The 21,467-nt window shown below is 34.4% G+C and carries 20 protein-coding genes and 1 tRNA gene; 16 read left to right on the top strand and 5 right to left on the bottom strand.

Annotated elements, in window-relative coordinates:
• Positions 1–123 precede the first annotated feature (123 nt).
• Positions 124–1,155: a sensor histidine kinase gene (locus tag FTRAC_RS19095; protein WP_013452603.1), complete on the top strand. Its 1,032-nt coding sequence runs from the start codon at positions 124–126 to the stop codon at positions 1,153–1,155.
• Positions 1,148–1,861 carry a LytR/AlgR family response regulator transcription factor gene (locus FTRAC_RS02235; protein ID WP_013452602.1) on the top strand — a complete coding sequence of 238 codons (714 nt, stop codon included), beginning with the start codon at positions 1,148–1,150 and terminating at the stop codon, positions 1,859–1,861. Before FTRAC_RS19095 ends, FTRAC_RS02235 begins: the two co-directional genes overlap by 8 nt.
• Here FTRAC_RS02235 and FTRAC_RS02230 read toward each other — a convergent pair whose 3' ends face one another.
• Positions 1,862–3,997, bottom strand: a complete 2,136-nt coding sequence (locus FTRAC_RS02230; protein ID WP_013452601.1) for an amino acid carrier protein — start codon at positions 3,995–3,997, stop codon at positions 1,862–1,864. It lies immediately after the preceding gene.
• Between the two features lie 312 nt (positions 3,998–4,309).
• Here FTRAC_RS02230 and FTRAC_RS02225 point away from each other — a divergent pair, with 312 nt between their 5' ends.
• From FTRAC_RS02225 to FTRAC_RS02185, 9 genes are all read left to right on the top strand, one after another.
• The gene (locus tag FTRAC_RS02225; protein WP_013452600.1) at positions 4,310–4,684 is read left to right on the top strand and encodes a BlaI/MecI/CopY family transcriptional regulator; all 375 of its coding nucleotides are present in this window, start codon (positions 4,310–4,312) and stop codon (positions 4,682–4,684) included.
• The gene (locus FTRAC_RS19090) at positions 4,681–6,642 is read left to right on the top strand and encodes an N-acetylmuramoyl-L-alanine amidase (RefSeq protein WP_013452599.1); all 1,962 of its coding nucleotides are present in this window, start codon (positions 4,681–4,683) and stop codon (positions 6,640–6,642) included. The genes FTRAC_RS02225 and FTRAC_RS19090 overlap by 4 nt, the downstream gene beginning before the upstream one ends.
• Positions 6,643–6,791: 149 nt before the next feature.
• Positions 6,792–8,507, top strand: a complete 1,716-nt coding sequence (locus tag FTRAC_RS19085) for an MASE1 domain-containing protein (RefSeq protein WP_013452598.1) — start codon at positions 6,792–6,794, stop codon at positions 8,505–8,507.
• Between the two features lie 99 nt (positions 8,508–8,606).
• Positions 8,607–9,734, top strand: coding sequence for a DUF4221 family protein (locus FTRAC_RS02210; protein WP_013452597.1), 1,128 nt, complete (start codon positions 8,607–8,609; stop codon positions 9,732–9,734).
• Between the two features lie 121 nt (positions 9,735–9,855).
• Positions 9,856–10,761, top strand: coding sequence for an AAA family ATPase (locus FTRAC_RS02205; protein WP_013452596.1), 906 nt, complete (start codon positions 9,856–9,858; stop codon positions 10,759–10,761).
• Between the two features lie 6 nt (positions 10,762–10,767).
• Positions 10,768–12,093: a hypothetical protein gene (locus tag FTRAC_RS02200; protein ID WP_013452595.1), complete on the top strand. Its 1,326-nt coding sequence runs from the start codon at positions 10,768–10,770 to the stop codon at positions 12,091–12,093.
• A gap of 246 nt (positions 12,094–12,339) precedes the next feature.
• A tRNA-Arg gene (locus FTRAC_RS02195) sits at positions 12,340–12,413 on the top strand.
• A gap of 238 nt (positions 12,414–12,651) precedes the next feature.
• Positions 12,652–13,905: a site-specific integrase gene (locus tag FTRAC_RS02190; RefSeq protein WP_013452594.1), complete on the top strand. Its 1,254-nt coding sequence runs from the start codon at positions 12,652–12,654 to the stop codon at positions 13,903–13,905.
• A gap of 241 nt (positions 13,906–14,146) precedes the next feature.
• The gene (locus tag FTRAC_RS02185; RefSeq protein ID WP_013452593.1) at positions 14,147–15,337 is read left to right on the top strand and encodes a hypothetical protein; all 1,191 of its coding nucleotides are present in this window, start codon (positions 14,147–14,149) and stop codon (positions 15,335–15,337) included.
• Between the two features lie 40 nt (positions 15,338–15,377).
• On the opposite strand, the gene FTRAC_RS02180 is transcribed toward FTRAC_RS02185, so the two are convergent.
• On the bottom strand, positions 15,378–15,602 hold the full coding sequence (locus tag FTRAC_RS02180) for a hypothetical protein (protein WP_041649427.1): 225 nt from the start codon (positions 15,600–15,602) through the stop codon (positions 15,378–15,380).
• A gap of 402 nt (positions 15,603–16,004) precedes the next feature.
• On the opposite strand from FTRAC_RS02180, the gene FTRAC_RS02175 reads away from it, so the two are divergent.
• The 5 genes from FTRAC_RS02175 to FTRAC_RS02155 all read left to right on the top strand — a co-directional run bounded on the left by FTRAC_RS02175 (position 16,005) and on the right by FTRAC_RS02155 (position 18,987).
• Positions 16,005–16,274 carry a helix-turn-helix domain-containing protein gene (locus FTRAC_RS02175; RefSeq protein ID WP_013452591.1) on the top strand — a complete coding sequence of 90 codons (270 nt, stop codon included), beginning with the start codon at positions 16,005–16,007 and terminating at the stop codon, positions 16,272–16,274.
• Positions 16,274–17,134: a hypothetical protein gene (locus FTRAC_RS02170; protein ID WP_013452590.1), complete on the top strand. Its 861-nt coding sequence runs from the start codon at positions 16,274–16,276 to the stop codon at positions 17,132–17,134. Before FTRAC_RS02175 ends, FTRAC_RS02170 begins: the two co-directional genes overlap by 1 nt.
• A gap of 63 nt (positions 17,135–17,197) precedes the next feature.
• Positions 17,198–17,836, top strand: coding sequence for an AAA family ATPase (locus FTRAC_RS02165; RefSeq protein ID WP_013452589.1), 639 nt, complete (start codon positions 17,198–17,200; stop codon positions 17,834–17,836).
• 150 nt (positions 17,837–17,986) lie between these two features.
• Positions 17,987–18,508, top strand: coding sequence for a restriction endonuclease (locus FTRAC_RS02160; RefSeq protein WP_013452588.1), 522 nt, complete (start codon positions 17,987–17,989; stop codon positions 18,506–18,508).
• The gene (locus tag FTRAC_RS02155; protein WP_013452587.1) at positions 18,505–18,987 is read left to right on the top strand and encodes a hypothetical protein; all 483 of its coding nucleotides are present in this window, start codon (positions 18,505–18,507) and stop codon (positions 18,985–18,987) included. The genes FTRAC_RS02160 and FTRAC_RS02155 overlap by 4 nt, the downstream gene beginning before the upstream one ends.
• A gap of 192 nt (positions 18,988–19,179) precedes the next feature.
• On the opposite strand, the gene FTRAC_RS02150 is transcribed toward FTRAC_RS02155, so the two are convergent.
• The 3 genes from FTRAC_RS02150 to FTRAC_RS02140 form a co-directional block, all read right to left on the bottom strand.
• Entirely contained in the window at positions 19,180–19,491 is a 312-nt protein-coding gene (locus FTRAC_RS02150; protein WP_013452586.1) for a hypothetical protein, read from the bottom strand.
• 220 nt (positions 19,492–19,711) lie between these two features.
• Positions 19,712–20,803: an HpaII family restriction endonuclease gene (locus tag FTRAC_RS02145; protein ID WP_013452585.1), complete on the bottom strand. Its 1,092-nt coding sequence runs from the start codon at positions 20,801–20,803 to the stop codon at positions 19,712–19,714.
• Positions 20,787–21,467: a hypothetical protein gene (locus tag FTRAC_RS02140; protein WP_013452584.1), complete on the bottom strand. Its 681-nt coding sequence runs from the start codon at positions 21,465–21,467 to the stop codon at positions 20,787–20,789. The genes FTRAC_RS02145 and FTRAC_RS02140 overlap by 17 nt, the downstream gene beginning before the upstream one ends.

The raw sequence follows: 21,467 nt of genomic DNA, 5'->3' as shown, positions 1-21,467 counted from the left end.
TGCATTCCTACACAAAACGCTAGAAGCTTTATGTAATATTCCTCTAAAATACCATTCGTCAATTGATACAAGCAATTCGTCAAGCCAAGTTGTGAATAGCATCTTCTTTAATATCTTTAGGGAATGATTTTAAAAAGATTGACTCAGTACAAAATTCATCATCTAATTGGATGGCTACTTTACTTAATCATAGCAGCGGCTGGCTACAACCGTTTTTATGAAAATAAACTTGATTTACTATTAGTCACTTCAGTCTATGTTTTTTCGCATGCGCTGATGTATTACATATCGCAATATGTATTGACAGCTTTCAGTTTTAAAAAAGGCAAGCCGTGGTTGTTTTTCCTCGGCTATGTCGTTCTTGCAGTTTTTCTTTCGTTGGTGATGTATGGAGTAATCTATTTGATTTTAGGGGATCAAATGCCGCTCTATTTCGGAAAAGAGTTTCTTACCATATTCTCTGTGTTTTTGATTTCTAATCTCTTTATGGGAGGCGTTCTGATTGGGGTCAAATCTATGATAGACAAATCCCGTCAGCAAAAGTTTGAGAAGGAACGAAAACAGGAGAGTCTATTGTCAGAGCTTAGCTATTTAAAAGCCCAAGTAAATCCTCATTTTTTGTTTAACACCATCAATAGCGTATATGTTTTAATCAAAATGAATCCTGATAAAGCGGCTGATATGCTAATTAAATTATCAGATTTGTTAAGGTCTCAGTTGTACGATTTCAGTAGTGATAAAATTACTATAGAAGAAGAAATCAAATATTTAGAGAACTATATTGAATTAGAAAAACTAAGAAGAGCACATCGAGTGGAAGTTGATTTTGAAAAACAGGGAGCGCTGCATGATTTTTCTTTGCCTCCATTATTGATGATTCCATTTTTAGAAAACTGTTTCAAACACCTTTCTTCCAATACGGATCAGCCCAATCAAGTTAGAATTAATATGGCCAAAGATAAAAATAAACTAAAAGTAGAATTCTCGAATACTTTTGATCAGCAATCAGCACCACGAAAGGAGGGAGGAATTGGTCTTGCCAACGTGAGAAGAAGATTGGCACTGCTTTTCCCAGACAAACACCAATTAGAGATCAGTAGAACAGATGAATTATTTATCGTAAATCTTGAATTAGAATTATCTGACTATGCGTAAGAACTTGAAAGTTTTAATTGTGGAAGATGAACATCTGGCAGCAGAAGGCTTAAAGTCTTACGTTGCTGAGATTGAGTTTTTGGATTTGGTTGCCTATTGTGAAAATGCGTTAGAAGCGAATAAAATACTATCCGAACAATTAATCGATTTGATATTTCTAGATATACAAATGCCAAAAATTACAGGAATTGAATTTTTAAAATCACTCTCTAAACCTCCAATGGTGATTTTTACCACAGCATATCCTAATTATGCCTTACAGGGTTACGAACTAGATGTGATTGATTACCTGGTAAAGCCTTATCCTTTCGATCGCTTTTTAAAAGCAGTCAATAAAGCTAAAGATCGATTTGTTTTGGAGAATTCAAGCAATCAGGAAACTGTACAAGATAGGGAGTTAGATTACTTTTTTGTGAAATCAGAGCAGAGACTGGAAAAAGTGGTGATCAATGAACTATGCTATGTTGAAGCAATGGAGAATTACGTCATTATTCATACTGATTCTCAGAAAATCATCTCATTAATGACGATGAAAAGTATGGAAGAAAAATTGCCTCCAAATCATTTTATAAGATCACACAAAAGCTACATTGTCAATATTAGTAAAGTGGAATCAATTGAAGGCAACTGTCTGAATGTGAAATCCAAACAGTTGCCCATTTCAAGACAAAATAAGCATGAGGTCTTGAATAGAATAATTAGATAATCAGTCGTCACCTTTTATGGCAGATACATCTGCTTTTAAATCATCATCAGGTTGCCCAAGTTTACCTGCTTTCATTTTCTCAAAGTAATGGGCCAAATCTTTTCTTACCTCACCTGACATTATGTAAAGTCCAATCATATTCGGGACCGACATAGCCAATATCATCATATCGGAAAAGCTGAGAACAGCACCTAAACTCACCGATGCACCCACCACAACAAATACCAAGAAAGTAATTTTATAAGCTAATTCTGATTTGTTTGTTTTTCCGAAAAGATAAGTCCAACCCCTCATTCCATAATATGACCAAGAGATCATAGTAGAAAAAGCAAAAAGGAATACGGCAATAGCCAATACATAAGGGAACCAACCGATCACAGAACCGAAGGCCTGAGCCGTTAATTTCACACCGGTTACATCTGGTACTTCGTGCATTCCTGTAAAGATCAAAACTAATGCCGTCAAGGTACAAACAACCACTGTATCAATAAATGGCTCCATTAAGCCGACAAATCCTTCTGAAGGCGCGTTATGGGTTTTAGTGGCACTATGGGCAATCGCAGCAGAACCTACTCCCGCTTCATTTGAAAAGGCGGCTCTTTGGAATCCGATGATTAATACTCCCAAAAATCCACCTTTAAGAGCACTTGAGTTTAATGCACCATTATAAATTGCAGAAAATGCAGGACCTATATTTTCATAATTAATTCCAATTATAACTAAGGCGGCCACTACATAAACAATGGCCATAATTGGAACTACTTTCTCTGTTACTTTGGCAATACTTTCGATACCACCGATAATGACGATACCAACTAAAACAGCTAATCCAATTCCGAACCAAAAGCCCCAACCTTCTAAGACGGTAAACTGAGACGCCATAATTTGGAATGATTGATTGGATTGGAACATGTTTCCAGCTCCAAAAGATGCTCCTATGCAAAGTACAGCAAATATTCCTGCCAACACTTTTCCGACCCCTTTGATATTTCGCTTTTCAAGTCCGTATCGCAAATAATTCATTGGGCCACCAAATATTTTCCCATCGGCTTTTATCTCTCTGTATTTTACACCTAGTGTACATTCGACAAATTTCGAGGACATACCCAATAGACCTGCCAATATCATCCAGAAAGTAGCACCAGCACCACCAATGGACACTGCCACAGCCACACCTGCTATATTTCCTAATCCTACAGTGGCTGAAACTGCTGTTGCTAAAGCTTGAAAGTGGGTTACTTTACCAGGAGCATTTGGATCACTGTGTTTTCCTCTAGCCAGATCAATGGAATGTTTAAACCCTCTGACATTAATGAAGCCCATTCTGACAGTAAAGAAAGCAGCACCTGCAATCAACCAAACTACAATGAAAGGAATGCTATTTTTCCTAATATCTCCGTTTGCGTAAAGCAATGGTTGTTCCTCATCAAATTTGATGCTTGCGAAATATTGAGCTCCTTGTTCGATTAAATCTTTTGTATTGTCAGGGCTAAAAATTACGGCACCTTCTTCTACATTAAAGTTGATTTCTCCATTTGCTGTAGCTTTCACAGTGTCAGCATCTTGCTTATCTATTGAAACAATAGCAAGTGGATCTCCTTCTTTTACTTGCTCACCATCGGCTACAAGTTTTTCTTTCAAGATGAAAATTTTATCCGTTCTTGCATTCCAATCTGGAGTTCTAATCATTTCCTGGTCCGTCATCACTACTGGATCATACAATCCAATAGCAGCAAATGGATCCCAAAACAGGACATTTCCCATGACTTCAACCACGGGATCAAAAACCGCATTAAAATTTTCAGTGATAGATTCTGCTTCAATAGTAATTTTTTTATCTAGGACTTGATTATTTGCATCAGAAATTCTTACCGTGTATTCCTTTCCTTCGATCAGACCGGATGCTTTAGAAGCTGTTAAAGCCGTATTTTGATTTGACCATTTATATTGATAGGGTTCTTTTCCACCAGTCACCTTCAACCTGATTTCTCCATTATTGATTGTAGAAGAAGGGTTAATGACTTCTACTTCTACTTGTAGAGAATCATTAGTGGGTGAAGAATTGGCTTGTAAATTTGATTGAAGTAATGCTGGTAAAAAAAATGGAATGAGTACTAATCTTAAAATTTTGTTCATAGATAACTTGAAAGTTAATTAAAAACTGATTTTAAACTTGTTGTACGTAGTTAAGAACTTAATTAAGTCTTAAATAGCGATTTGATAGGTAAATAGTTACAAAAGCAACTGCTTTACAACAAAATTGTTCAAAACTAGGGATAATTTTTTGGCTTACCAACCTCTTAACAAACAGTGTTACGGACGATTTTGGATCCCTATCAACCTATTTTTGAGTGTTATGTCACCGTAGAACTGGTTTATTACTATATAAATAGTAAAGTAATTTAATAAATAGTTGTATTACTACCTTAATAGTAATATAATTGTGACATGAAAGAATTAACCAAAGCAGAAGAGCAGCTCATGAGACATCTATGGAAGCTTGAAAAAGCCTATCTAAAAGATATAGTAGATGAATATGATGAACCCAAGCCAGCATACACTACCATCAGTACTGTAGTGAATGTTTTGGTGAGAAAAGGGATTATTGGATTTGATTTGCATGGAAAAGCCAAACATTATTATCCGCTTATTAGCAAAGAAGATTATTCTAATCAATCCATAAAGGGATTGGTCAGTAATTTTTTCAATAACTCATACCAACAGTTTGCTTCCTTTTTTACTTCCAGAAAAGAATTATCAGTTGATGAATTAAAGGAAATTAGAAAAATGATTGATGACGAAATTAAAAAGAAAGGCAAATGAATGCTCTATTGATATATTTTCTTAAGGTAGTTGGTATTCAGGCAATTTTATACTTGATATACAACTTGGTATTTCATAAAAGCGGAAGACATACGATTAATAGGTTTTATATAATCGTAGCGTTAATATTTAGTTTTACAATTCCTTTTGTAACGCTTCCCGACTTCCAACCTAGTGACGAATTAGTGGGAACTGATACGCCTATTTGGTATGAATTAGGGGATATAACTGAATATTCAAAGACGAACATTGAATTAATACCGGTAGAAAGATCAAATCGATCAGATTTTACAATAGAAGTGATTGTTTTGGGAATTTCATTGATCAGTATTCTATTTTTAATCAAATTGATTTATAGCCATTTTCAAATCATTAGATTAAAAAAGCAATCAGAAGAGATTATAGAAAACGGCTATAGGATTTATTGTGGTGAATTTGAAAGTCCTTTCAGCTATTTCAATGCAGTATTTGTTCCTAATGATCTTTTGAGTGAACCTTCATTTGACACAGTCTTAGAACATGAATTGGTACACTTAAGGAAGAAGCATTCTGTTGATAGGGTGTTGATGGAAATTATACTGTCCATATTCTGGTTCAATCCATTGCTCTATTTATTCAGGAACAGATTAATAGAAATCCATGAATTTCAGGCTGATGCAGAGGTTATAGCCTTAAAGAAAAATCCTATTGGATATCAAGAAATACTTTTTCAACAAATCAAAACCCAAAAGGCAATCGCTTCAGCTAATTATTTCAAATTGAACACCATAAAAACAAGAATTAAAATGATCAACAAAAACCCAAAACTATCGACTTGGTACTATCTTATGATATTGCCCGTATTTGCTCTAGTTACATTTTCTTTTGCCTCCAAAGATCGTAGTGAATTCATTCCGCCTTTAAAAAACGATATATCAGATGTTTTTGACTATGTGAAAATGCCATCTGATAATTATACACCATCTATTTTTCCACTTAAGGATACAGAAGGGGTAAAGCTTACTGCAAGCTTTGGTAAACGAATGCATCCCATTTTAAAAGTAGAAAGTATACATGAGGGAATAGATTTAAAGACTTATCAAGGAAATCCTGTGTTAGCCACTGCTGATGGAATCATTACAGAGGCAGGTTCGATTCATGCCAATTCTTGGGGTAAATTGATTAGAATTAGCCATAATGGTATTTATGAAACAGTTTATGCTCATTTGTCTGATATTAAAGTGAAATCTGGTGATAAAGTCAAAAGAGGAGACATCATTGGAAATGCTGGAACCACTGGCAAATCTACTGGCCCTCACCTCCATTATGAAGTTAAAGAACCTACTAATGGATTTTTGAATCCTGTCAATTTTATTAATGACTTTGATTTTAAAAGGAATACTACAATTGATAAAATGGATAATATAAAATTAGGAAAGCCCACTGGAAAACTTCAGGTAGTTATTGATCCTGGACATGGTGGAAAAGATCCAGGTATTAAATCGTCCGGACTGTCAGAAAATGAAATCGCTTTAAATGTGGCCAATCAAGTAGCCGAATACTTCAAAAATTCAAATCAGATAGAAATTATATTAACTAGAAATAAAGATGATTTTATTACATTAAAAGATAGGGTGAAAAAAACAGAAACTGCGGATTTGTTTATTTCTCTGCACATAGAATCTCATGAAGATGAAAATAAAGATATAATGGTGGCTATTTACAATGACCAAAACGAAAATGCCAATGCATCTCAATATTTTGCTGATTTATTATCTAATGAATTTTATGAAATTAACAGAAAGTTCAAATTAGGTTATAATAATGGTTTTTATGTCCTTAAGAATTCAAAATGTCCTGCCATATTGTTTAATATGGGCTATATCTCTAATCCAGAATCTGTAACCTATTTGAATTCTGAAGAAGGAATAAGACAAATAGCTCAAGAATTGTCTGATGCCATAAAGGCCGCAAAGTAATATTATTTATTTTCATTTAATGGCGGTATATGTTTAGCAATCACACTTATATCGCCTTTTTTATGTTTTTAATCGACAAAAAATCATGTTTCATAGAAATAAATTCAGAAAAAAGTATCATATTTAACTAATAATAAGCGACTTAAGTGATGGAGCTAAAAGCTATAGTTAAATATAAACAAGATTTAATAATACTATTCGTAGCCTTAGGCTATTTCTTTTTTGCCCGTTTAGGCTACTTTCTAGTGTTTGAGGATATCTACATTTTACCTACATGGCCTCCATCAGGTTTAGCATTGGCTTTTCTAATTTTACTGGGGCGAAAAGCTTGGCCAGGCATCACCATAGGAGCACTTTTAGCTAATATTTTGGCCTATTGGAATACTGGTGACTTATCCTCTGATTCAGTGATCTTACTATCTTCTGTTATTGCAGCTGGACATACTTTGGAGGCACTCTTAGGGAATTTTTTGATTGAGAAATGGATTCATAGAGATCAGCTTTTCAATAAGTCTATTCATGTTTTTAGATTTTTAGGAATAGGGTTTATTATTGCCTTAGTCAGTGCCATCATTGGAACGGGAGCACTTTATTACCAGGAATTGGTATCCACAGATGAATTTTTGACTCGCTTTGTTACCTGGTGGGTGGGAAACTTAGTAGGAATTCTTCTTTTTACTCCGTTTATTTTATCCTTTAAAGAGCCTATTACCAAAAACTTTAAGAAAGGGCATTTAATGGAAGTGATATTTTTTAGTATTGCTATCCTGATTGTATTTATCCTTCTCAATCAAGAAAGCCTAAGATATCCCGTACAGCAGTCAATCCCATTTTTAGTCTTGCCGATGTTGCTATGGTTAGCCTTTCGATTTCATTTAGCTGTTGCTATGACAGGAACAATCATTATTGGATTGATTTCTGTTTATATGACCACCCAGGATATTGGTCCTTTTGTGATGGAAACTTCCAATAATGCCATGTTGATTTTACAGACTTTTTTAGGGGTAATCAGCGTTTCCACCATCATTTTATCCGCAACGCAAAGAGAAAGGACTGAAGCGCAAGATGAGTTGAAGAGTCTAAATACAAACCTGGAGGAAATAGTACAAAAAAGAACGAAAGAGCTTGAAAAAGAAAATGCTACACGAAAGAAGGCGGAAGAAGAATTGAAATCTTCCAATTTAGAGTTAAGGAAAATTAATGCTGAATTAGATAATTTTGTCTACAGGGTGTCACACGACTTAAGAGCTCCAATTGCCAGTATGCTAGGATTGTTAAATCTTGCAAAATCTGATGCTGATTCTGAATTAAAAGCTACCTATTTAAACAAAATTGAGCAAAGTGCTAAACTGCAAGACACCTTCATTACTGAAATATTAGATCAATCTAGAAATGCCCGTTTAGAGGTTCGAAAGGAGCCTATAGATTTTGAGAAAATAATAAATGAATCGTTTGAACAGTTGAAATATTCGAATACCAATGATGGCGTAGAAAAAAGCTTAAATATTGATTTGAAGCATCCTTTTTACTCTGACCCATGGAGATTAAAAGTGATTATGAATAATGTAATCTCAAACTCTATTCGCTACCGAAATGGAAAATCACCTAAAATTGATATTGATATCTCTACTAAAAAGGAACAGGCTATAATTAATATCAAGGACAATGGTCGAGGAATAGGAGAAGAGCATATTAGCAAAGTGTTTCAGATGTTTTATAGAGCAACGGATGACAATGCTGGTTCAGGTCTGGGGCTTTACATTGTAAAAGAAACTGTAAGCAAGTTAAAAGGAGAAGTTCAAATTGAATCCAAACCGAAGGAAGGAACTACTGTTAGTTTTATATTGCCTAATATGAAAAATTAGAGTTCAAGCTTTAATGATGGCCTTTTATTAATATATTCAGCAATTAAAATCAAATTTTCATTTCTTTCAGCCGTTAAGGATCAAATTAAATCTATTCCAATGAAGAATCTATTGATGTTACTGATTTCCAGCATGGTGTTTTGGTCTTGCGAATCGTCAGAAAGCAAAGAAAGCAAATCAGCTTATTATGACTTTGAATTAGAAATTGATACGGTTCAAGTTGACCCGGGGAAGGAAATTTTGATGGCAGGAGCCTATACCAATAATTCTGCTGTATCAACTGATAAAACCAAATTCTATAATTGGGACAGAAATAATTATGCTTTAGAAGTTATTGATATTGAAAAGTATAGGCTAAAGGACAAAATCTATTTTGAGAAGGACGGACCAAAAGGATTGCAATCGGATTATTTGTTTTCAACCAAATCTTTACCAAATAATCGATTTGGTTTTGAAGATAATTCCTCATTTAAAATTCATGATGTGCAAGGGAATTTATTCAAAAAAGTAGTTTTTGAAGAAGAATGGATAAAGAATGGTTTACAAGAATTGGAAAGCTTTGAACTGGTAAATGTAAATGATGAAGGTACAGCACTTGCCGGTATACATTTTGGTTTTGATCAATATAAAGCCATGATGTTTATTTTGGATATAGAGGAACAAAAAAAGAAAAGTATTCCATTGCCTAAATTTCAAAGGCTGGAAAACTACAAAATTGTGTTGCATAGAAATGAAACTTATTTGACTAGTGTGAACCCAAAAATTTTCATTGATTTTCTGGGGGATAGCATGCTGATTTCAAATAACCATTTTAATGGTACATATATTTACAAATCAGATCAACTAACGCATAAATCATTCGAACATAGATTAATTCCAGAAGGAAAGGAGAAGATTTACAAAAAAAGGTCTGAATCGCGGGAGGAAGTGGTTCAAACGGTATTTGACATGAATGAAGAGGTATCCTTTACTCGATTTTTATTTGATGAAAAGAAGAATAAATTTTATCGTTTTTCCAATCAAGCAAAATATGCTGAAGGTAGTGATGAGCCAACTTGGGAGGTCTCTATGATGGTTTATGATCAAGAGCTCGATCTAATCGGTGAAAAGGAAATCATGACATTCGATAATTATGCCGAACCTTTGTTTGTAAAGGATAGCAAAGTCCATTTTCATTTAAACATGGAAGATGAACTGGGCTTCATAAGAATCGGTCTGAAAAAATAGCCACCTAAACACATAAAAACCTCAACACCTCAACACCTGCAAACTTGCAAGTCCAAACATTTAATTTCAATTTTGCCGATTCATTTTGGAACTATAATCACTTCAGTCAGTTTTAAACATTATGGCAGAAACATCTCATTGGACAGGATCCGAAAAATATTTATGCGACCCAGCATTGGCGCAAGCTTTTCACATGGCAAGAACTTTAGGAATGCCGCTTCTTATTGAAGGCGAACCAGGAACAGGTAAAACAGAATTACCCATTCACTATGCAAAAGATAGAGGATTAGATTTAGAAGTCTATCCTGTTGGTTCAAAAAGTAATGTGGAGCAATTTGTGGCTCGCTTTGATCATGTTAAATATTTGCGTGACTCTCAAATTGAAATCTTGAATGCTCAAAGAGAAGAAAAAGGTTTAGATAGCAAATTAACCACAGGTGATAGAAATCCAGAATCATTAAATGATTATGTGGTGAAAGGGCCAGCTGCAGTGGCTTACAGCAAACCTAATTCGGTTTTATTGATTGACGAAATTGATAAAGCACCAAGAGAATTCCCAAATGATTTATTGTATGCCTTAAGTCATAGAAAGTTCATTATGCCTGAATCTGGAGAGGTAATTGAAGTTTCAGAAGAAGATATGCCCGCTATCGTGATCACGTCTAATCGTGAGCAGGAATTGCCAACCGCTTTTAAAGGCAGATGTATTTATCACTATATCGACTTTCCTGATCAGGATACGATGAATAATATCATTAGTAAACACCATCCTAAAATGGACGAGAAAGTTGTAAGGGTGGCTTTAGATGTATTTTATCATTTGAGAAGATTAGGTTTGGAAAGAGCACCAACAACTCGGGAAATCCTGAATTGGCTTAAATATATGAGTGAAATTGCACCAAATGAAGCTGTAAAGAAAATTGCTGGTTTGGAAGGAATAGGTGCTTTAATCAAAACTCAAGCTGATATGGAAAGAGTCAGCAGAATGATTGGTGCAGATGAAAGCTTTGGTGCTAATTTGAATTGATTTACTATGCTCAGCACATTACCAGAACACTTCCGATCACATGGCTTAAAAGCCGATGTCCGCACTTTGCTTTTACTCAGAAAAGCTATGCAAAAAGGGCTGGTGAAAACCTTAGGAGATATTTACAATGTTTTAAAAGGTATTATTGTGAAGGATTCTGAGGATATGGGGCCTTTCACAAAAGCTTATTATGCTTATTTTCTACATATACCTATCAAGCCAGGCCAAACCCTAGAAGATGCCATAAAGCGATCTGAAACCTTTCAAAAATGGAAAACCGATTATGTGGAAGAAGCAGATCGAGATATTACGGATGAGGAATTGGTCAATACTTTTCTGGATGAAGTCCACTTGACTAGTTATGATATAAAAGAAGTGGTTTCCGGTAAAGAAATATGGGATAAGGATAATCCAGATCAGCAAGATACTGACCCAATTAATGAGGATGATGAGATTGCAGAACGAAAACTGGATAAAATGGCTGATTATTCTGAATTGTCATTGGAAGAATTGCTGGAGCGTATGGAAAAGGTTCGTGAACAGCAAAAAACTCGACATGGTGGCGGTAGTCACTGGATTGGAACCGGTGGAATTTCTCCTTATGGACATGGAGGAGCTGCTAAAAATGGTATTCGTGTTGGCGGTCAAGGAGGAGGGAAGATGGCCCAGAAAGTAATGGGCGATAAAAATTATTTCCCAATTGATCGAGACTCCACTTTAAACGATAATAATATTGATGCGGCTTTAGCTTCCATTAAAGGTGTTATAGAGGAAAGCGCCACCGAAAAATTAGATGTTCCTCAAACCATTAAATCAGGTTTAAAGCGTGGTGGATTGTTTATTCCGGAAATGTCGAGCGAAAAAAATGAGGAATTGAAAATCATAGTTTTGATTGATAATGGTGGTTATTCAATGGCACCTTATGTACGCTCAGTACAAAACCTTTTCAGGAAAATGCGAACGCGCTTCGCCCACGACTTGGAAGTGTATTATTTCCACAATACTATTTACGATAGGGTTTATACTGATGAAAGAAGAACGAAACCCATTTCTATTGAAAAGCTATTAAGTCACAACAAAGATTATCGAGTCTTTATAATGGGTGATGCCGCCATGGCCCCTTATGAAATCAATTCATTAAGTATAGAAAGCTTGAAAGCCATCCCACAGAAATTCAAGAAATGCGTTTGGTTAAATCCAGAACCTATCAAATATTGGCCGCATACTTATACCATTCAGCTTATAAAGCAACTAATACCTATGTTTCCATTAACTCCAGCAGGAATAGAAAGAGCGGTGAGGAGCATGAATAGTAAGGGAACTGACGGGTGAATAGAACTTATTCATTATCAGTACTTAAACAATATATTGGAATATTTTTAAAATAATTCATAGGAAAAGCTTTGTATAAAAAAATAGAATTGCTTTTCTTTGCACTCGCTTAAGGGAAAAGCGGTTAATTTTCCCAACTTTGATATAGATTTAGTCCTTTCGCTCAAGTTGATTGAGCATTCCGACTTTCAAAGTGGGGAAGGCCTCAGGTTGTTATCCCTAACCTGCAAATAAAAGGGTTGTCTAGGTCCGTTAGCTCAGCTGGATAGAGCAACTGCCTTCTAAGCAGTAGGTCTCAGGTTCGAATCCTGAACGGATCACTTAGCTAATTTAATTAGCTTCAAAAAGCCTTAAATTTAACTGTTTAAGGCTTTTTTTATGTTCCTTTATTCAAAGGATATCAAACTAATACAATTAAAAAGTGTCCATTTGGTGTCCATTTTGAAAATGTATATTTTTGGACACTAATTCTGGTAACCATAATTACCAGATTTGCATTGTTGTCTGTTGTGTCATATTTCTGCTCATGCTGTATAGTTAATCTAAACAGTTTCAATCATGAGCAATTCAAAAAACTATTCATTAACCACTTTACTTTACGTAAAGAAACACCGAATCAAAAACGGCTTAGCTCCTTTGTATTTAAGAATTTCTACAGGAAATTCAAAAGTAGAATCCTCCCTGAGTAAGAAAGTAGAATTCAAAAAATGGAATTCAAAAAGGCAGAGATTAAACGGAACAGCACAAGATGTAAAGCAACTCAACCGTTTTCTTGATCAATTATTAAATAAGGTTCATAAGATCTTTGAAGATTTAATCCTTGATGAAGAATTGATCTCAGCAGAAATTATCCGAAACAAACTATTCAACCTCGAGGAAGAACAGCAAATTACACTTCTGTCAGCCTCAAAGTATCACTATGATCAAAACATCCATAATTTCTCAACAGGAACCTTACAGCACTATAAAGTGACTGAGCGCTACTTTGAAAGGTTCTTAAGTACAAAAAAGAACCTTTCAGATATAGCCATTGAAAAAGTAGATTATAAGTTTCTACTTGATTTCGAAGCGTTTTTGAGAGCATGGAAACCAAAAGACCATCAAAAACCAATAGGTCATAATGGGATAATGAAACACATGTGCCGGTTTAGAAAAGTGTTGAATTATGCTTACAAAATGGACTGGATAACCGATACCCCTTTTAAGAAGTATCATATCTCTTATGAAAAATCTACTAGAACTTATCTAACAGTAGAAGAACTGTCAGCAATTGAGGTAAAGGAATTAGACATTGCCAGACTAGAACAAATCAGGGATATATTTATTTTCAGCTGCTATACAGGGCTTTCTTATATTGACCTATTCAATTTAAGCAAAGATCATATTGTAATTGGAATTAATGGCGAAAAATGGATCCAATATAAACGTCAGAAAACCTCCACCCCCTTTTCAGTCCCTTTGTTACCAAAAGCACTTGAATTGATCGAAAAATACGAAGATCATCCCAAGGCTAAAGAAAACCAATTATTACCAGTGGTTTCCAACCAAAAAACAAACGCCTATTTAAAGGAAATAGCAGACCTTTGCGGAATCAAAAAGCAGCTAACATTTCACATTGCAAGGCATACATTCGCTACTACAGTTACTTTAACTAATGGTGTCCCAATGGAAACAGTTAGCAAAATGTTAGGTCATACCAAATTATCAACCACTCAAATCTATGCCAAGGTAGTAGAGAATAAAATCGGTACTGACATGGCAGCACTCAAGGAAAAGCTTTCAAGCTCAGAACAGATGAGAAAGGCAGACTAATCTGCCTTTTCTTCACATTGAACCTATAATATATATTGCATGTGCATACAGCTAAATAGTTACATTAATTTATTGTCAATTATAATCATTTGTATAATATTGCGTTGAAATAGTACCATTTTAAATCAATTAAAAACAAAAAATATTTTAGCCAAATTGAACCAATACTCCCCAGTAATTAGAGTGCTTTTTTAAATTTAAAAACTGAAACCTTAGGCTTAAAGTGAAATATGAACTTGAAATGTTTGAAGACTTTGTCTCAAACAAATTGAAAAACAACAACCTAAATTTTAATACTACAGAAATTTCAGATTTATTAAGAGCTATTCCGAAGGAGGAACAAAGGATTAAAAAAGCTCTAATGAAACTAGTTTTTAGTGACTTGAAAGAAAAGGTAGTAGAAAGAATCATACAGACTTATCAAAGTAAACTCATTTTCCTATCAAATGATCTTACCAAAAAAATTGAGGGCAAGGATATCCCTAAACTAGATGAAATCGAAAGAGATAATCAATTGCTTCGATTTAAAGTTTTGCTATTGAATACTTTGATGGATTTGCTAACATTTATAGAAAAACACTTCTCTAAATATTTTGCTGAGAGTGAAATCATTCCATCAGCTTACTTCTACAATTCGAAAGCTTTTGTATCTCAACAAATTCAGGATTTTCAACAAGTTTGCAATAGTAAAAATATTGATAAGTCGTTTATCACCGTTTTAATGATGCCTTTAGAAAATTTTCTAATTGCGCCTAAAGGCACAACATTTAAGGAATTAATTTATTGCAAATCCTATCTAAGGGAGATTAAAAACACATTGAATACTGAGGTTTCTGGGATAAAAATGGAAAGGGAACTGATACTTTCATTGATCTATATCAATTTTAATACCTATCCCTTCTACAATTATGTAGCAAAAAAAATCACAGCACATTATCAAACAAAGCCCACAATCCAGAAACAATTGGGATGTCTTCAACTTTTCAAAAAGTTGCTCAACCAATGTCAAGTCAAGCCCGATTTTGAATATATCCCTAGAGCAGAAAGTATCAAGGATCAATTAATAAAATGGATAACTGAAGAAATTGAATATTTTACAAAGCAAAAACAAATAGAAATACATTTTGATTTCAATGATAATAATGCAGACCGACAAATAAGCAAATCTGATAAAATCCATTGTGAACTTTCAGTAGCTCAACTAGCCTATTCCATGAAATTATTGGTGAAATCAAAACTTATCAATGCCTCCTCAACGGAAGATTTACTAGATTTCATTACCAAAAATTTCTCAACTGTAAACCAAAAACAAATTTCCAAAGCAAGCTTAAAAAACAAATTCTACATGGCTGAGCATTCCACTATTGAGCATGTCCAAGACGTAATGAGTGATTTGATAAGTAATGCCGAGGTTGATAAAACTAAATTATAAAATTCCCTTCCCTTTTGGGGAAGGATTCAGGATGGGGCTGTCAACTTTCCATAAATTCATCCAGTCCATGCTTTTCAAGTAATTGAAGATATTCAAATAGTAGTCTCTTATTAAAGCCAGGTAATCCTTCGAGATTTCTGGTGCCTATTGAAATCATGTCCGATAGTGAATGGAGTTTGTGAGCTTCTGCAAACCTTAAGAGTTCACTACTCATTTGCAGTTCCTCTAAAGGGGTGTTCAATATATTTAACGGGGATTCCTTCATAATTTCTTTTCATCCCCGCTATAAAATAGCGCAGGACACCGACAAAGCGCACTAGAGGCACCGCCAAGTGCCCATCACACTACTATGCCGGGCCTACGCGTTGCGCAGGCGACCAGCTTTTAGTAGTGTGATTAGTTTAATTTTGGCGGTTTTCTAGTACACTTCTAAAGCTCTCGCTTTAATATTTTTCGTTCATTATTTTCTGCCTCAAATATAGTTAATTAAAATCTTTTCATCTCAATCTAAAATTTCACTTTAAAACAATTTTGATTTTTTTTCATACTAAAAACCTCATTTAACGAAAATTAATGGGGGTTGCAAGGGGTTGCAACCCCCATTGCAACTGTTTTCACTTTCATCATTTCCCCAGCTTTGTCCTGACAACAAAAACAACTAAAATTTATGGCAGCAGAAGTAATCACAACAGACGACTTACACGAGTTCAAACTTGAACTTATGGACGAATTCAGAAAGCTCCTTTCGGAGCAAAAGGGAGTTTCAACCAAAAAATGGTTGAAATCAGATGAGGTTAGAAAACTCCTGGGCATTAGTCCAGGAACACTGCAAAACCTCAGAGTAAACGGCACCTTGCCATTCACCAAAATGGGCGGGGTTTTATACTACGATTCTCAGGACATTCACAGCATTTTGGAACAAAACAAAATAAGCTGATGGATACTCATGAAAACTCAGCAAAGGAACCGGTGAATTTCATTCACCAGTTCCTCTTGGCCGTGGACAAAATTCAAGAAGAGGATGGATTGAATCCAACGCATGTAAGCTTATTCCTTGGGCTTTTCATCATGTGGAATCTTAACCATTTCAAAAACCCTATTTCAATCAACAGAGCACAGATGTTAAGAGTCTCAAAAATAGGTTCAAAACATACGTATTTGAAATGTTTGAAAGACCTAGAAAGATTGGGCTTCATTGAATACCATCCTTCTAAAAATCCAGTCCGTGGAAGCCTGATTTACATGTGCAATTTCGGGACAAGTAGTGACCCAAGTACTGCACCACTTAGCCAAAATAAGAGGTGCAAAAGTGGGCATAGTAGTGAGCCAAGTAGTAGGCAAGTACTGCACCCTTCATTAAACAATACAAACTATACAAACATTAAAAACAATATATATGATGAAAAAGAAAAATTTAAAAAGAAGAAAAAAGGAAAAACTAAAAGCAGCACAAATTCAAGAGCTTCAGCTCCAGTCTCGGATACTGGCAAAAACGCATCACCAAAAGGTTCACGTTTCACACCACCATCAAAAAAAGAGCTAAAAGCATTTTTTGAACAGCAAACCGAAAAATATTCAATTCCGGTTCGCTTCGCTCCCGTGGAGGCTGAAAAATTTTTCAATTACTATTCCGCCAAAGGCTGGAAAGTAGGCTCAAAATCGCCCATGATAGATTGGAAAGCAGCTGTCCGAAACTGGCTCCTGAATTTTAAAAAATTCAATGGCATTGAGGATAAAAAAAATGAAGCTGGCAAACTCCACAATCAAGAGGATAAAAGCTATGACATTCCGCTTTGACCTCCAAAGCTTCAACGCTGGAGGTCTCCGACCTCCACTTGTTTAATCAAAATCTCAAACAAAATGCAACCAAAAAACTACTCAAGCAACAAATTCCAATTCGCAAGATGCATTGATTTCTTGCAAAAGGCAGGTCAATCAGAATTCGGAAATCACTTTAAGGTTTACCCTGCAGACTACGAAATTATCTTCAAAATACTAGCGTATTTTTTCGAGGATGAAAAGCTTTGTGAGCAATACAAACTTTCCATAAGAAAAGGGCTTTTGTTAACCGGTCCTGTAGGTTGTGGCAAAACAACCCTAATGATGTTATTCCGCCACTTCCTCCACACAGTCCACAAATATCCAGTTAAATCCACCAGAGAAATTTCTTACGAATTTCTAGACCACGGCTTTTCCATTATTAACAAATACTCAAAAGCCCATTTCCAACGCTATCAAGTCCAAATGGTGCCACGCACCCTATGCCTCGATGACCTCGGCCTAGAATCAACCATCAAACACTTCGGAAATGAAACCAATACAATAGCTGAAATACTCCTTAATCGCTATAGCCTTTTCACCAATAGAGGCATGATAACTCATGCAACCACTAACCTGAATCCTGATGAATTGGAAAATCTATACGGAAACAGAGTGAGGTCAAGAATGAGGGAAATGTTTAATTTGATTGCATTTTCTTCACAGGATAAAAGAAGTTAACTTATTTCAGGGTTAAGGCTTTTGTTCACCAAAATAATCCATTAATTTGTAGTGTTGAAAATCAGAGTTCTTGCTAGCCTTAGTATTTTCTGGCTATCATTAATATGTTAATAATTTATATCAGAAAGAGCGTTAGCTAAATATAAAATAATGAAAATAGACTTCTCTGAAATAGATCATTGGGCTGAGTTTGAAGACCTGGCAGCTGCCTATTTTCGAGAATGTATCAATCTTGACGACAACCAGATTGTTAGTGTAAAAGTTGAATCATCGGGCGAAGGTCCTGATGGTGGGCGAGACATTTTAGTTACTTCATTAGTTGATGATTCCATAGTAACATTTGAAAGAAAATGGGTTATACAATGCAAATTTTATGATACTCTTTATAAGAGTAATCTTGATAAGATAAATATACCTACATTAATTCGGGAATATGATGCAAGTGGGTATCTTCTAATTGCTAAAAATTCTGTTCAGGCTGGAGTAACACAAACATTTGAAAATTTAAGAAACAATTGTAGGGATGGTTACCAATATGAAGTTTGGAACGGCAATCATTTTATAAATAAGCTTATTTTTGTAGGTAATTTACACCAACAATTTTTTCCTAAGTACTATGTTTACACAAAAGAGATGGAAGCAAAAATGACTCAAATTAAAGCAAAGCAATGAAAAGGAAAGCATTTATATCATACGCAATGCAGGACACTGAGCAGTATGTCCTAACTCTTATTGCTGATTTGTTAAGAACTGAAAACTTTCAAATCGACTCAAGCTTTGATGACTATAGCAATATTGTCAGTCAATCTGCATTTAAGAAAATCAACGAGTCTTCTTTATTCATTGGATTAATTACGGAATACGGAAATAGAAACACGAATGTACTTAGTGAGTGGAATTTAGCTGTTGAAAAGAAAATACCAAGTCTTTTGTTAGTAGAAGACACTGTTACAATTAATCAACAATTATCCAATCACCCGAACGTTTTAATTTTCAATCGACATTACCCACAATCAGGGTTGAATAAGGTAAGAAATCAAATAAAAAATGCTAATAATTTATACGACAGAAAAAATAATGAAAATGCTTTAGGATGGATTCTTGGTGGTGTAGCGGCAATAGCTATTATTAGCCTATTATCGGACGAATAAAAGTACTATTTGAATCAAATAGTTCACTCTCTAAACCCGCACGGTTTTTCCATGATAATTGCACAAGATTAATTTGTCTTATTTTTTGCCGATAGTCACTGCAAAAGAATCATGGATTTCATCCTTGATTTTTCGCTTAATTACCTGGTTCATGAGTAAGTAAGGCTATAAGGTTGAATAATACTGTTTTCTTTAATAAATTCTATCAATACCCCCCTTGGTAAGTGCGTATTCAGCAAACCCGTTCAATATATCTTCTTCGATCTGTTCCCAGTTTTGATCATAAACTTTTTCATATTCCTTCTCAATTTCATCTGGCTCAAATTTATAATCTTCAGATTTACCGCTATGGAATTGAATTAAATGTCCAGTAATTTCGATAAATGATTTAAATTTATTTGTTTGATAAAACACCTCATATGCTCCTTTCCCAACTACTTCTTTCGCCTCAAAATGCACATTATAATCAATTTTGTCGTTTTCAAGATTTTTATTCACCTTCATAGATATATAATTTTACAATAATAAATTTAATTAAATAACTGCTAATTAACAAGTTATCTACGAAGCAAGCTGTAGATGAAATTAATAGCATTTGGTTGAAGGTTGGATCCCTTTTTAATGGAAATCGTTAAAGGAACAGCTTCATTTCTAGAATACGCTTAATGCCAATGAAATCCCAATCAAATCTTTGAACGAAGAAAGATTCACATACTACGGTAAATTATACTTTAACCTGAAAATTTAATTTTATATAAGACTTACCTTCCTCAATATATGCTGTTCCATATCCCATTTTAGATCCAGAAGGATTATCCAACCTACAATTATCCAATAAGTACTTTTTGAATTTATTAAAATCGATTAAATGATAAGAAACCACCTCCTCATTACCTTTTACAATTATAATCCCTCCAATAACATCATATTCTCCTGACCACACAGTTGCTGATGTCATTCCCAAAGATGATTCAACCATAAAGTTGATCAATCTATACTCGTAAAATGAATGCCCGTGTTTAAGATTGTAATTACAAGGGTTTGCATCATTAAGTTTTTCTATAACTTCATTAAACTTTGTAATCCCAAAAGCATATTTGTTTAACACTGCACTTGCAATGATCTCTGGTAGCGAACTATCAATTAATTGTAAGTTCAACTTAAATACTTCACCTTGGTAATCCCTGTAATGAATACTATAATTATCTAAGATAAATCTAACTCTATCTATGTATTTATGTCTAGTATCAATTTCATTGATCTCAATAATTTCATTCTCTTCTAAAGGTTTGCCGTCCTTAGTTAATATTTCATAAATTATGTTAGTAGTTGGATTTGCATTAAATGCTGTAGGATTGCTCCCAAGTAAAGATTTTATACTGAATTTTTGATCAGTCAATATTGAATTTACAGGATCATAGATATATAAATTTATATCCCCTTTTAACCCATAACTTTCACTAACCTTTTCGATCATGAAACTATTTATGTTTGCTTCCAAGCTACTTGAAACTCCAAATGCTTTCCCTTTTCCTTGTTTTAATTCACGTATCAGATTTCTTGTTATATCAACAATTTCAGCTCGTGGTATTGCTCTTAAAATGTTGCCAGTTTCAGAATCTACAATGTTGACATTTCCTGAAGTCTCAATTTTGTAGTCCTTTGGTTTCCCAAAATCATTTCTCTTAATAGATTGTACTTCTACAAAATTTCCATTTCTTTCCAATTTTTCATCTGCTGAATATAGTTTCCCCTCACTTAATAATTGAAAAAAAACATAAAGCTCACTCCATTCTCCTTTATTGCCCTTGTACATACTTATCAATTCTTTCTATTAATAATTTGACATGCTCTTTTCCTAATAAATAAAAACGACCAACTTCCCTTAGCTCTCTAAATTTCACAGGCATTTCTATTTCAACTACTTGGCTGTAATCATGTCTATCACCTTTCTTTATCTTGAATTCTCTACTTCTTTTCGTATCTATATATAGGGAAATGTAAAAAAAATACCCCTTATATTTAACCTCCAAATCAAGCCCTTTAGCAACATCTCTAAAAAGTGAAAACCTAACTTGATCAAACTTCTCCGAATTTTCAGCTAATAAATAAAAATGAAAATCCCTTATTAATGATGGGTAAGTTCTCAGCATTCTACTTTTTACCCCCTCCTCAGAATACCATTTATTCTCTATAAGTATATTTCCATTATTCCTTTCCATTACAAAAGAATCAAAATATGTCTTTAAGAATTCCTCCTGTGTTGGAATTGCTAATCTTGAATAAATCTTGTAGTAAAAAACCTGAGCAAAATTCGGGATGTTAGCATTTTCTACAGCTTTATCTTTTTTAAGGCCGTTGCCGTTGTAATCTAAATCTCGAATTTCATCCTCAAAATCTCCAGCTGTTTTTTCAAATTTTCTCCCAGTTACTATAGTATTATTCTTAAGCTGAATGTCAGCAATATTTTTAAAGAACAT

The sequence above is a fragment of the Marivirga tractuosa DSM 4126 genome, assembly GCF_000183425.1.
Classification (GTDB): domain Bacteria; phylum Bacteroidota; class Bacteroidia; order Cytophagales; family Cyclobacteriaceae; genus Marivirga; species Marivirga tractuosa.
This window is presented reverse-complemented; position numbering and strand designations above follow the sequence as displayed.